Origin of the sequence: Streptomyces sp. NBC_00376 (assembly GCF_036077095.1) — a bacterium.
In the GTDB taxonomy this organism is placed as follows: Bacteria; Actinomycetota; Actinomycetes; order Streptomycetales; family Streptomycetaceae; genus Streptomyces.
This window is the reverse complement of record NZ_CP107960.1, coordinates 6,895,722-6,908,608: the sequence shown is the minus strand read 5'-3', so window position 1 is coordinate 6,908,608 and position 12,887 is coordinate 6,895,722. Positions and strand designations below refer to the sequence as shown.

The 12,887-nt window shown below is 73.5% G+C and carries 9 protein-coding genes; 3 read left to right on the top strand and 6 right to left on the bottom strand.

The window, feature by feature from the left end; translation table 11 throughout:
• Window positions 1-60: 60 nt before the first annotated feature.
• Window positions 61-1,350, bottom strand: a complete 1,290-nt coding sequence (locus OG842_RS31165) for a glucarate dehydratase family protein (RefSeq protein ID WP_266736135.1) — start codon at window positions 1,348-1,350, stop codon at window positions 61-63.
• 179 nt (window positions 1,351-1,529) lie between these two features.
• Between OG842_RS31165 and OG842_RS31160 the strand changes: the two genes are divergently transcribed.
• Together OG842_RS31160 and OG842_RS31155 are read left to right on the top strand one after the other, a co-directional pair.
• Window positions 1,530-2,552: a phosphotransferase family protein gene (locus tag OG842_RS31160; protein ID WP_266736136.1), complete on the top strand. Its 1,023-nt coding sequence runs from the start codon at window positions 1,530-1,532 to the stop codon at window positions 2,550-2,552.
• Window positions 2,553-2,560: 8 nt separating this feature from the next.
• Window positions 2,561-3,775, top strand: coding sequence for an acyl-CoA dehydrogenase family protein (locus OG842_RS31155; RefSeq protein WP_266736137.1), 1,215 nt, complete (start codon window positions 2,561-2,563; stop codon window positions 3,773-3,775).
• Here the strand turns inward: OG842_RS31155 and OG842_RS31150 are convergent.
• Window positions 3,759-8,447, bottom strand: a complete 4,689-nt coding sequence (locus tag OG842_RS31150) for a HEAT repeat domain-containing protein (protein ID WP_266736139.1) — start codon at window positions 8,445-8,447, stop codon at window positions 3,759-3,761. The two genes, OG842_RS31155 and OG842_RS31150, sit on opposite strands and share 17 nt — an antisense overlap.
• Before the next feature lie 73 nt (window positions 8,448-8,520).
• Window positions 8,521-8,685, bottom strand: a complete 165-nt coding sequence (locus OG842_RS31145) for a hypothetical protein (RefSeq protein WP_266736141.1) — start codon at window positions 8,683-8,685, stop codon at window positions 8,521-8,523.
• Between the two features lie 74 nt (window positions 8,686-8,759).
• Between OG842_RS31145 and OG842_RS31140 the strand changes: the two genes are divergently transcribed.
• Complete coding sequence (locus OG842_RS31140) at window positions 8,760-9,647, top strand: LysR family transcriptional regulator (protein WP_266736142.1); 888 nt, start codon at window positions 8,760-8,762, stop codon at window positions 9,645-9,647.
• Between the two features lie 23 nt (window positions 9,648-9,670).
• On the opposite strand, the gene OG842_RS31135 is transcribed toward OG842_RS31140, so the two are convergent.
• The 3 genes from OG842_RS31135 to OG842_RS31125 are packed head-to-tail and all read right to left on the bottom strand — an operon-like array spanning window position 9,671 to window position 12,749.
• Window positions 9,671-10,264 carry a TetR/AcrR family transcriptional regulator gene (locus OG842_RS31135; protein ID WP_093541408.1) on the bottom strand — a complete coding sequence of 198 codons (594 nt, stop codon included), beginning with the start codon at window positions 10,262-10,264 and terminating at the stop codon, window positions 9,671-9,673.
• A 29-nt stretch (window positions 10,265-10,293) separates the two neighbouring features.
• On the bottom strand, window positions 10,294-11,988 hold the full coding sequence (locus OG842_RS31130; RefSeq protein WP_266736143.1) for an AMP-binding protein: 1,695 nt from the start codon (window positions 11,986-11,988) through the stop codon (window positions 10,294-10,296).
• On the bottom strand, window positions 11,985-12,749 hold the full coding sequence (locus tag OG842_RS31125) for an SDR family oxidoreductase (protein ID WP_266736145.1): 765 nt from the start codon (window positions 12,747-12,749) through the stop codon (window positions 11,985-11,987). The genes OG842_RS31130 and OG842_RS31125 overlap by 4 nt, the downstream gene beginning before the upstream one ends.
• Window positions 12,750-12,887: the final 138 nt, after the last annotated feature.

The window sequence follows — 12,887 nt, the reverse complement described above, 5'->3', positions numbered from 1 at the left end:
GACCATCGGTGCGGGTCGGGACACCCGCAAGTCAGGCCGCCGCACCGGGCGAGGCGCCCCTCACCAGCGCGGGATCGTCGGCGTCTCCCACTCCGGCTCGGCCTTGCGCATCGCGGCCGCGTCGTCGCGCTCGCGCATCGTGCCGTCGTCGTCGAGCCAGCGCCGGTGCAGGGCGGCCAGGCGTTCGCGGTCGAGTTCGACACCGAGGCCGGGCGCGTCGGAAACGGTGAGCCGGCCGTCCTCGAAGACGTGGCGGGCGGTGATGACGTCCTCGGTCTGCCAGGGGTAGTGGCTGTCGCAGGCGTAGTCGAGGTTGGGCACGGTGGCCGCGACATGGGTCATCGCGGCGAGGCTGATGCCGAGGTGGGTGTTGGAGTGCATGGAGAGCCCGACACCGAAGGTGCGGCAGATCCCGGCCAGTTCGCGGGTACGGTGCAGCCCGCCCCAGTAGTGGTGGTCGGAGAGGACCACCTGCACGGCGCCCCGGGCGAAGGCCTCCGGCACCTCCGCGAGGGTGGTCACGCACATGTTGGTGGCCAGCGGTACGTCGGTACCGGCGGCGACCTCGGCCATCAGCTCCGTGCCGCTCGCCGGGTCCTCCAGGTATTCGAGTACGTCCTTCAGCTGCTCGGCGACGTACAGCGAGGTCCCGGCCGACCATGCGCCGTTGGGGTCCAGGCGCAGCGGCTGCCCGGGGAACTCCTCGGCCAGGGCGCGGATCGCGGCGATCTCCCGGTCGGGTTCGAAGACCCCGCCCTTGAGCTTGAAGGAGGAGAAGCCGTACTCGCGGGCGAAGCGCCTGGCCTGGGCGACGACGCCGGCCGGGTCCAGGGCGGCGCCCCAGTCGTCCTTCTCGCCGCCCTCGGGGTGGGCGGCCCAGCGGTAGAAGAGATAGGCGCTGTACTCGACGCTGTCGCGGACCTTTCCGCCGAGCAGGGCGTGCACGGGCAGGCCGAGCGACTTGCCCAGCGCGTCCAGGCAGGCGACCTCGAAGCCGGAGACCACGGAGAGCCGGAGTTTGTCGGCGGTCTGGACGCCGCGCAGTCCGCCCGCGTCGACCCGGTCGTCCGCCGCGCGTGAATCACCGCACACCTCGTCGGCCAGAGCGAACAGACCGTTCAGATCGCTGACCGGGCGTCCGGCGAGCGCGGTGGCGAGCGGCCGGGCGAGTTCGAGGTACTTGCCGTCCCCGTACGTCTCGCCGATGCCGGTGACTCCGCCTCGGGTGACGACCTCCACGACCAGCCGCGGCGTGTAGGGCTGGTGGACGCCCTGGGTGTTGAGCAGCGGCGGGTCGGCAATCAGGATCGGGGTCAGCCGGACTTCGTCGATCAGCAGCTCTGTATTCATACGTGAACCTTATTCAGAGATACGACCGAACACCAGGCTCCGGACCAAGTCGGAACCGAGTGGGCCCGAAGGATCCGGGCGCGAGTCCGCCCCATGGATTCCGGGTGCGTACTGGACGACATACCGACTGGTCGGCATGATGGTCTCCGTCCGTCTTACACCCCCCGGAGGTGCGCACGATGAGCTCAGTCCACCCGCCAGGTCTCGACCTCGACCGGCTGCGCGGACATCTCGACCGCGAGCGGCCGGGCCTGGTGAGCGGACCGCTCGAAGCCCGGATCATCGAGGGCGGCCGGTCGAACCTGACGTACGTCGTCACGGACGGCACCGGCCGCTGGGTCGTCCGCAGGCCCCCGCTGGGCCATGTGCTGGCCACCGCGCACGACATGAAGCGCGAGCACCGGGTGATCAGCGCGCTGCACCCGACGGCCGTCCCGGTGCCCGAACCGGTGCTGCTCTGCGAGGACGACTCGGTGACCGGGGCGCCCTTCTACGTCATGGAGTACGTCGAGGGCACCCCGTACCGCACCGCCGGGCAGCTCGCCCCGCTGGGCGCCGAGCGCACCCGGGAGGCGGTCCTCGGGCTCGTCGACACCCTGGTCGCGCTGCACGCCGTGGACCCGGAGTCGGTCGGGCTCGGCGACTTCGGGCGGCCCGAGGGCTTCCTCGACCGGCAGCTGCGCCGCTGGGGCAAGCAACTGGACGCGTCACGCAACCGCGAGCTGCCCGGCATCGACGAACTGCACGCCGCGCTCGGGCGCGAGCTGCCCGTCTCCCCGGCGCCCACCGTCGTGCACGGCGACTACCGGCTGGACAACGTCCTGATCGGCTCCGACGACCGGATCAAGGCCGTCCTCGACTGGGAGATGTCGACGCTCGGCGACCCGCTGACCGACCTCGGCCTGCTGGTGATGTACAGCTCCGACCTCGGTCTGGCCGATTCGCCGGTCTCCACCACCAGCGGCGCGGCGGGCCACCCCTCCCCCGCCGAACTGATCGAGCGCTATGCCGCCCGCTCCGGCCGGGACACCTCCGCCATCTCCTGGTACACGGCGTTCGCCTGGTTCAAGCTCGCCGTGATCCTGGAGGGCATCCACTACCGCTACACCCTGGGCCAGACCGTCGGCGCCGGCTTCGACCGCATCGGCGACCTCGTCCCCGTCTTCATCGAGCACGGCCTCACCACCCTCCAGGAAGGCTGATCACCCCCATGGACTTCGCATTCGACGCCCGCACCGAAGAGCTGCGCGGCAAGCTGCTCGCCTTCATGGACGAGTACGTCTACCCGGCCGAGAAGACCGCGGACGAGCAGCGCGCGCTGCTGGCCTCCCCGTGGGACACCCCGCAGGTGGTCGAGGACCTGAAGGCGGAGGCGCGCAGGCAGGGCCTGTGGAACCTCTTCCTTCCGGACGCGGAGTACGGGGCCGGGCTGACCAACCTCCAGTACGCGCCACTCGCCGAGATCACCGGCCGTTCCCCGCAGTTGGCGCCGACCGCGCTGAACTGCGCGGCCCCGGACACCGGGAACATGGAGGTGCTCTTCCAGTTCGCCACCGAAGAGCAGAAGAAGCGGTGGCTGGAGCCGCTGCTCGCCGGTGAGATCCGCTCGGCCTTCGCGATGACGGAGCCCGAGGTCGCCTCCTCCGACGCGACGAACATCGAGACCCGGATCGTGCACGACGGCGGCCACTACGTCATCAACGGCCGCAAGTGGTACATCTCCGGTGCGATGAACCCGGACTGCGAGATCTTCATCGTGATGGGCAAGACCGACCCCGAGAGTGCCGATGTCCGCCGTCAGCAGTCGATGATCCTGGTCCCCCGCGACACCCCCGGTCTCGAAGTGCGGCGCGCCATGCAGGTGTACGGGTACGAGGACCACTACCACGGCGGTCACGCGGAGGTCGTTCTCACCGATGTGCGGGTGCCGGCGGAGAACCTGATCGGCGAGGAGGGCGGCGGCTTCGCCATCGCCCAGGCGCGGCTGGGACCGGGCCGGATCCACCACTGCATGCGGCTGATCGGCATGGCCGAGCGGGCCATCGAGCTGATGTGCCGGCGGGCGGTGTCCCGTACGGCCTTCGGCAAGCCGCTCGCCCAGCAGGGCGTCGTGCAGAACTGGATCGCGGACGCGCGGGTCACGGTGGAGCAGCTGCGGCTGCTGGTGCTGAAGACGGCGTGGCTGATGGACACGGTGGGCAACCGGGGCGCGCACACGGAGATCCAGGCCATCAAGATCGCCACCCCGCGCGCGGTGGTCGACATCCTCGACCGGGCGGTGCAGCTGCACGGCGCGGGCGGGGTGAGCCAGGACTTCCCGCTGGCCGAACTGTGGGCGGCGGCACGGACGTTGCGGCTGGCGGACGGCCCGGACGAGGTGCATCAGCGCTCGCTGGCCCGGCGGGAGATCAAGCGGTACGTGTAGGGCGGCCGGGCTCTGTGGGCAGGCCTTCGTCCTCCCCGGCCCTGATCCGGTCCAGTACGTCCGTGTAGCGGGAGCGCCGGTCGGGCCGGGCGTGGGCGGCGGCCTTGCGGAGGGCGGGGACCGCCGCCCCGCCCAGTTCGGCGAGCGCTTCGGCCGCCGCCCCGCGCACGACGGCGTGCGGGTGTCCGAGCAGTCCCGTCACGGCGGGGAGCGCGGGCTCCCAGCCCGCCCGGCAGAGCATACGGATCGCCATGCGCACCACGTCCGGACGCGGGTCGTCCAGGAGGAGCTCGGTGTGGCGCAGGTGGGTCCGCAGGTCGAGCATCGTCCGTGAGGTCCGATGGGCGCGGAGCCGGACCCTGGACCGGTGGTGGGTGAGCAACTCGCCCAGCAGGTCGACGAGTCGGCGGTCCCGGTCCGGCTCCGGTCCGGTGTGTGTCCCGGCCAGTTCCGTGAGCGCCCGGCAGATCTGCTCCGGTGACCCGGTCGTGGCCAGGTCCAGCAGCTCCTGCCGGGTCGGGCGCCGTCCGGCTCCGGCGGGTACCGCCGTGCCGCGGTCGCGGAGCGCCGCCAGTGCCGCCGCGTCCTCCCGCTCCGCGTCCGGCCCGCGCAGCGGGCCCTCGACGAGCAGGAGCCGGTCGGCGAGCTCATCACGCCCTTCGGCGCGCAGGCGTCGGCGGGTCCGCGTCAGTGCGGGGGTGCGCAGGAGCGGACGGCCGACGAGCAGGTCCAGGAAGCCCCAGGCCCCGGCTTCGAGCCGGTCGTCCAGGGCTCCGGCCAGCACATCGGCGGGGCAGGCACGCAGCGCGTCGACGACGGTGCGGGCCACCGCGGGCGGGGCGTGCTCCCACCACTCGAGCAGCAGCGGGACCAGCCGTTCCAGCTCCCACGGATCGAGCCGGGCGACGAGCGCCACCCGCTCGGGCAGGACGCCCTCCTCCCGCAGCTCCGCCTCGTCGATCAGGCCCAGCAGACCGGCCAGGTCGGTGCCGGGGCCGCCGGGCAGGCCGATCCGGCCGCGGAGGTACGCGCGCAGCACCGGCAGCCGGGTCTCCGGTTCGGGCCACCGCGTCAGTGCGAGGGCGGCGGTCTGCCTGCGGTCCGCGTCGGCCGATCCCAGCATGGCCAGCAGCCTTTCCCGCAGGGCGGCCGAACGGGGCTGGTCGAGATCGTCGACGCGTACGTCCCGTGGTGGCGGGGCCGGCGCGTGGGCGGTCTCGGTGATGGTCCAGGGCGGTGCGCCGATGGGCTGAAGCACCGTCATCCAGTCGAGCAGCGCGGCCCGGACCCCGGGGCCGGCACCCCGGTGGGCCTCGATCAGGGCGGTCAGCCGGTCCCGCGAGGGGACCGAGCCGTCGTCCCTCCGGCGGAACTCCTCCAGCGTGCCCGGGGTGCGGACCGCCTCGTCCAGCGCGCCCCGCCATGCCCGGGTCCCGGCGGGCGGGGCGTCGGCGGCGGCCGTCTCCGGTACGGCGAAGGCCTCACGCAGCACGGCGGTCTCGGCCCGCCAGGGGTCGGCGCCGAGCCGGGTGTCCGCGAGGGCCCGGTCGAGGTCGGCGCGGACCGGGACCGCGCCGAGGCGGCGCAGCAGCGTCAGCGTGGACCGGCTCGGCGTCGCGGGTGCGGGGCGCAGTGCCCGTACGGCGGCGACGGCGGCCGGCCGCTCGGTGGCCGTCAGCCTCGGCGCGACCGCTTCGAGCAGGGCGATCAGATCGTGCCGGTCGCCGTCCCGGGCGCCGGCGAGCGCGTCCAGCAGGACCGGGGCGGACCGGGCGAACACCATGAGCTCCGCGTCCCGGGGCTCTTCGCGGAGCCGAAGCGCGAACCGCTCCACACCCCCGGGCCCGGTGCAGAGCCGCAGCGCGAACCGCACCACCTTGTTCCGTGTTTCCCCGCCCCCGGTCCCCGGCCGGGAGCCGGCGAGCCGGAGCCAGTCGGCCAGCATCGGCCGGAGCTGTTCCGACTGGTCGTGGCGGAGCTGCCCGTCCCGTTCGGCGAGGCGCAGCGCGACCTCCGGGTCCCAGCCCCGAACCACCAGTGCCCTGATGTCACGGTCCACCTCGTCGGCCGCCGACGACGGCTGCTCGGCGGCCGGGACGGTGATCCCGTGCCTGGCCAGGGCCGGCGCCAGGTCCCGCACCGTGCCCGAGGCCAGTCCTACCCGGCGGGACGCCACCAGCGTGAGCAGCGTGGCCGCCACCGGTGAGGCCTGTTCCTCCAGCGCGAGGACCGAGCGTGCGGTGAGGGTGCCGTCGAGGCCCGCCAGCAGCAGTTCACGGGCGCCGTCGTCCCCGCTGTGCTCGGCGGCGGCGAGGAGGGTGGCCGCGTAGGCCTCACCGAGGACCGCGTGCATGGCCGCGACGAGGCTGCCGCGCAGACCGGGGTTGCCGTCGTGTCCGAGCCGGAAGAGGAGCTTCGGGAGCGCCGCCGGGGTGCCCGCCCGGACCAGTGCCTCGGCCGCCGTCTTCCTGATGTTCATGTTCGGATGGTCGAGGCAGGCGGCGATCGCGGCGCCCGCCCAGTGGGCGCGGGCGTGGCCGAGGGCGAGCAGCGCCTGCCGGACGGTTTGGATGTCCGGCGCGGCGGTCAGCGCGATCAGGGTCGCCGACAGGGCCTGGGCGTCCTCTCCGGTGGCGTCGCGGGCGAGGAGGGCGATGACGTGCTTGCGTACGTGCCGGTCGCGGTGGCGCAGCAGCCGGTGCACCCTCGCCCGGGTGCCCGTCCAGGGGGTCCGCAGGAGCAGTTCGAGCAGGATCGCCTGCTCCCCGTCGGACAGTCCGGGCCTCTCCAGCAGGTCCAGTGCCAGGGTCGCGGCGAGTGCGTCACCCGCTTCTCGCGCGTCCGTGGCGCCGAGCAGGCAGACCGGCCGGATCGCGCCCCGTTCATGGAGTCTGCGGCCCAGGGCGCTCACCGCGTCCAGGACCTCCTGCGGCACCACCGGCTCACCGGCCGGCTGTCCGTACTCGCCCGTCCGGGCGGCCGCGCCCGGGTCCCCCGCCGCGGCCTGCTCGGCCACGATGCGCAGCAGCAGGTCGGCGATGACCGGGAGAGTGCCGGTGTTGCCGTGGGCCGCCAGCCGGCACAGCGCCGCCTCCGGCGCGTCCGGGTCCAGGTGGGAGCTCAGCAGGGCCAGTTCCCGCTCGTCCGGGCCGCCGAGACCGGCCGCGACGCGGGGCGGCAGATCGACGGGGTCCAGCCGTGCGAGGAGTTCGCGGCGGAGCTCCGGATCGCGGTTCAGCAGCCACAGCAGTTCGAGGGCGCGGTTGCGTACGGGGCGCAGATGGGGCGCCGTCCCGCCCGTGGTGAGGCCCAGCCCTTCGCGCAGGGCCTCGGCCGTGCGGTCCCCGCCGATCGCCTCCAGGGCGTCCAGGGCCGCGGCCGGGGCGGTGGGCAGCAGGGCGATCACGGCTTCTTCGGCGTCCGCGTGGCGCAGTTCGCGGATCGCGTCGAGGAACGGCCCGGGGACGGGTGCGGCGGTCAGGACGCGTGCGATCGCGTCCCCGATCGGGAGGTCGCCGGCCCCCTGTCCGGCCAGGGCCACCAGCAGGGCGAGCCGTCGCGGCCAGCTTGGATCGTCGGCCGGTATGTCCGTCAGTACCCGGAGCGTCTCCTTGCGGGCGGTGAAGAGGATCGTCGCCACGTCGCGGGGCGGGATCGAGTGGTCGGCCAGGGCCAGGCCGACGACGGCGGGGACGTCCGGACCGTCCGGGAAGTGGCCGCGCCGGTGGAGTCCGCGCAGGCAGGTCACGGCCGGTCCGCCCAGCAGCAGGGGGTCGCGCGCGGCGACGGCCGTCAGCTCGCCGATGTCGTCGCGCTCCGCCAGGTCACCGAGCAGTTCCATGCCGCGCCGGCGAAGGCCCGGCGGTAGGCCGGGGTCGTCGACGACCCGGCGCAGCAGGCCCCGGTGGCCGTGGCGCGCGGCGGCCGCGAGGGCGGCGTCGGCCACCTCGGGCCGGACCGGCACCGCGTCTCCCGCCGGCTCCTCCGCCCCGGCCGGCTCCGGACCTCCCCGCTCCGGACCGGCGGCGAGGAACGGGGCAAGGAGTTCGGGCGGCAGCGGATCCGTCGCCGCCCACGGTTCGGCGAGCTCGCCCAGCGCACCGACAACGACCGGGGTGCTGCCCGCGCCCAGCAGGCCGATCAGGTCCTCCCGGACCAGCGCCGGGGCCAGCAGTCCGGCGTGCAGCCCCTCCCGGGCCAGCCGCAGCGCCTCGGCCCGGAGCACCGGATCGCCGCTGCCCGCCAGCTCGTCCACGAGCCGCGCCGGCCGGTGCGTGCCCGCGATGCCCGCTCCCCGTACCGCCTGGTAAAGGAGTTCGCCCGGAGTCTCGTCGCGGAGCACCCCGGGGTCGTGCAGCACATCGGCGCGCAGCCAGGCGATCCGTACCGCCGCCGGCAGCTGCCCGGCCGTGCGCCACGGCGGCCGGGGACGGCCCACGAGACGGTGGCCGAGCCGTTCGTAGAGTCCGGCCAGCAGGAGGTCCGCCTCCGGCAGCCCGGTCAGCGCTGCGGGCAGCAGCCCGGCGAGCGCGTCCGTCTCCCCGTCGTCGGACGGGGGGTGGTCGGTGAGGCGCTCGGTCAGCAGGACCAGCCCGAGATGACGCTGGCCGGGGTCCTCGTGCCCGATCAGTCTCTCCAGGGCATGGAACCGTTCCTCGGCGGACGTCTGCATCGTCGGATGCTAACCGGGCGCTCCTCGGCCCCACCAACGGGTTCCGGGCCCGCGCGCCCGCCCGGCAGCCGGCTCAGTAGCCGCCGGACCCCACGTGGTCCGCCAGTGCCAGATCACGGACGAAGGCCCTGATCCGCAGCAGGCACCGGGCGGCGAGGCGTACGGCCGGCGCGTGGTGTGGACCGTACGCCGCGGTCCAGAGCGCGGGGACGTGTGCGGACGTCTGGATGTGAGTCATACCTCCAGCTTCGGCCCGCATCCGTGATCGGTCCAACAGATGGTTCAGCTGGCTGGGATCGATACCGTAGATGGATGGAGCTACGCCAACTCCGCCACTTCATGGCGGTCGTCACGCACGGCGGTTTCACCGCCGCGGCCCGTGCCGAGCTGATCGTGCAGTCCGCCCTGAGCACCTCGGTGCGCAACCTCGAACGGGAGCTGGGGGCCGAGCTGTTCGACCGGACCGGCCGACGGGTGATCCTCACCGAGGCGGGCCGGGCACTGCTGCCGGCGGCCCGGTCGGTGCTCGCCGGGACCGAGGCGGCACGGCACGCGGTGGCTGCCGTGGCGGGGCTGGTGACCGGCCGGGTCAGGATCGGCACCATCCAGACACTGACCTGCGTGGATCTGGCGGCCGAGCTGGCCTCGTACCACCGGCGGTGGCCCGGGGTGCAGATCTCGCTGCGCGAGGCGACCACACCGGAGCTGGTCTCGGGGCTGCGGGCCGGTGAGCTGGACCTCGCCTATCTCGCGCCGGACGCCGCCGAACTCCCAGAGGGCATCGTCGGGTTCGCGACCTGGCACGAGGACCTGGTGCTGATCACCGCGCCGGGCCACCGGCTGGCGACCGCCGGACGCACCCTGATCAAGGATCTCGCCGACGAGCCGTTCGTGGACTTCCGCGCGGGCACAGGGCTGGAGACCGCGGTGCGGAGGCTGGCCGCGCACTGCGGGCTGGAGCGCCGGATCACCTGCGACGTCACCCAGATCCGGCTGCTCGTCGATCTCGTACGGGCCGGGATCGGCGTGGCGATCGTGCCCCGGCGGATCGGTGAGGACGCGGGGCTGCCGTGTGTGAGCATCCGCCAGCCGGAGCCCGGCCGGACCGTGGTCCTGGCGGGGCGGGCCCCCCGGCCGGGCAACCCGGCGGCGGAGGCACTGCTCGACCGGCTGACAGGCCCGCCCGGAGCGGGCGGCTGACAGGCCCCGGCCGGAACGGCCGGCTAGGGCCGCAGTGCGCGCAGCAGCAGATCGGCCAGGTGGTCGGCGACCTCCTGCTGGCTGAGCGGGCCGTCGGGGCGGTACCAGGTGGACAGGTGGTGGACCGAACCGAAGTGGTAGTCGACGATCAGGTCGGCCGGGGTGGCCGTGGAGAACACTCCGCTGCGCTGCCCCTCCTCCACCAGGGCCCGGAAACGCTCGTGGTAGCGGCGCCGCTCCACCCGGACCTGCTTGTTCTTCTCCGGGCTCAGGTGGTGCATGGACCGGAAGAAGATCGAGGCGTCGTCGAGGTTCTCGATGGTCGTGACGACCACGTCCGCCGCAGCGTCGCGCAGCCGCTGTTCGACGGGGGCGTCGGCGTCGGCGAAGGCGTCGAGGCGCTCCTGCTGGAGGCGGAGCACCCGGGCGTAGACCTCCTGGAGGAGGTCCTCCTTGGAGCCGAAGTAGTGGTAGAGCGCCCCCTTGGTGACGCCTGCCGCCTCGACGATCTCCTGGACCGAGGTGCGGTCGTAGCCCTGCTCGGCGAAGAGCCGGGTGGCGGCGGCCAGCAGCCGCTGAGGGACGGGAGCCGTGTCCCCGTCCGTCGCCTTGGCCATTGCCGCCACCTTCCTTCCGCGTGAATCGGTCATCGAGGGGAACGCAGTTCCCGCCTGAGGATCTTCCCACTCGCCGTCTTCGGAAGTTCGGCCAGGATCTCGACCTCGCGCGGGTACTTGTACGCGGCGAGCCGTTCCTTGCAGTACGCACTCAGCTCCTCCGGCCCGGCCGAGGCGCCGGGCCGCAGGCTGACGTAGGCGCGGACGGTCTCGCCGCGGTAGGTGTCGGGGACCCCGACGACGGCCGCCTCCCGGACCGCCGGATGGGTGTAGAGGACGTCCTCCACCTCGCGCGGCCAGACCTTGAAGCCGGAGGCGTTGATCATGTCCTTCTTGCGGTCGACGACGTAGAGCCAGCCCGCGCTGTCCATGAACCCGATGTCGCCGGTGCGCAGTTCGCCGTCCGGGAAGGCGGCGGCGGTGGCCTCGGGCAGCCGCCAGTAGCCGGAGACGACCTGCGGGCCGCGGACCGCGATCTCGCCCTGCTCGCCGAAGGGCACCTCCGCGCCGTTCTCGTCGAGGATCCGGACCACCGTGTCGGGGCCGGGGACGCCGACGGACAGGGTCCCGGAGACCGGGTCGACCGGGGCCTCGCGCTCCGGCGGCACCGAGGCGCAGGGGGCGGTGCACTCGGTGAGGCCGTAGCCGTTGCGGATGTACGGGCCGAAGCCCGCCCGGAACTTCTCGACCAGCGCGGGCGGCAGCGGTGCGCCGCCCGAGGAGATGACCCGGAAGGAGGCGAAGTGCTCGGGGGTGACGCCGGGGTGGGCGGCGAGCGCCATGAAGGCGGTGGACGGGCCCACGGTGTAGGCGGGGCGGTGTTCGGCGAAGGCTTCGAGGACGACGCCGGGGTGGAAGCGGTACGCGAGGACGAGGGTGCCCGCGTTGGTGAGGCAGGCGGCCAGCTGGCACACCATGCCGGTGATGTGGAAGAGCGGGGCGAGCGCGAAGTAGGAGGAGCCCTCGGCGACGGGGTGCCCGGTCCGCTGGCGCTCGGCGTTGATCATGATGTTGCCGTGGGAGTTCATGGCGCCCTTGGGGGTGCCGCTGGTCCCGGAGGTGTAGCTGATCAGCGCCACATCGGCGGCGGCGGGTTCGCGGCCGACGGGGGCCTTGTTGCCCTGCCGGGCGACGGCGACCAGGTCGTCGGTGTCCTCGGGAACGGGCAGCCGTTCGAAGCCGAGCACGCGTGCGTCGTTCTGTGTCTGGAGGTCCAGCTCGCTGGTGGTGAGCGCGATCCGTACCGTCGGGGCGCCTGCCGCGGTGTCCCGCAGAAACGCCTCCCAGGCCCGGTCCGCGCAGATCAGCGCGGTGACCTCGGCGTCCTTCAGTACGTGGCCGGCCTCGCCGGACTTGTACATCGGGTTGAGCGGGACGACCGTGGCGCCGGCCTTCCAGGCGCCGAGCAGCGCGATCACGAACTGCGGGGTGTTCTGCAGCATGATCGCGACCCGGTCGCCGCGCTCCAGGCCCCGGGCGGCGAGATGGCCGGCCACCGAGTCGGAGAGCGAGTCGGTCTCGCGGTAGCTCAGCCGTCCGTCGAAGTAGGCGAGCGCGGGGTGCCCGGGGCTGCGGGCGGCGGAGTCCCGGAAGGCGTGGACGAGGGTCGCGGCCGGGTCGACGGGGGCCCGCTGGGCCTCGCTGAGCAGCGCGACCCAGGGCTTGGCGGCGTAGACGGACCCGGCCGTGCGCCGGTCTCCTCCCGCTTCGATGGACTCGGTCATACGCCCGTCTCCTCCCACTTCTGCTGAAGGTGGTTCATGCTCCCGAGCCAGTGGTCGGTGTCCTTGCTGCGGGCCCTGTAGTACCCGGCGACCTCGGGGTGCGGCAGGACGAGGAAGCGGTCCTCGGCCATGGCGTCGAAGAGCGCTTCGGCGACAGCCTCGGGCTCGATGGCGCTGGGGGCGAGGACGAGTTCCCCGGCCGATCCGGCGGCGGTGAGCATGTCCGTCCGTACGCCCTGCGGGCAGATCGCGTGGACCTTGACGCCGCGGTGGCGGTAGGTGAGCGAGAGCCATTCGGCGAAGGCGACGGCACCGTGCTTGGTGACGCTGTACGGCGCGGCACCGATCATCGTCAGCAGCCCGGCGGCGGACGCGGTCGTGACGAAGCGGCCGCTGCCGCGCTCCAGCCAGTCGGGCAGCAGCGCCCTGGCCGCGCGGACGTGGGCCATCACGTTGACGTCCCAGGCCGCGGCCCAGACCTCCTCGTCCGCGAAGGCGTCGCCGGGCGAGGCGAGGCCGGCGTTGGCGCAGTAGACGTCGACGGTGCCGTCGAGCGCGTCCCTGGCGGCGTCGACGATCCGCGAGGCGTCACCGGCGACGGCGATGCCGCCGATCTCCTCGGCCAGCGGCTTGATCCTCGCCTCGTCGAGGTCGTTGACCACGACCCGTGCACCCTGGGCGGCGAATCCGCGGGCCAGGGCGGCTCCGATGCCGCCTCCGGCCCCTGTGACCACCACGCCCGCGCCCTGCACCGCACTCATCGGGTCCCGCCTCTCTCAGCCGACTGCCCTGGCAGACTAACCAGTCGGTATGCCGGAACGGAAGGGTTGGAGACCGCTCTGGCGACACTCCTGTCACAACCGCCCCGTCCGGCACGTTCCGTATGGCCTGAACGCGCG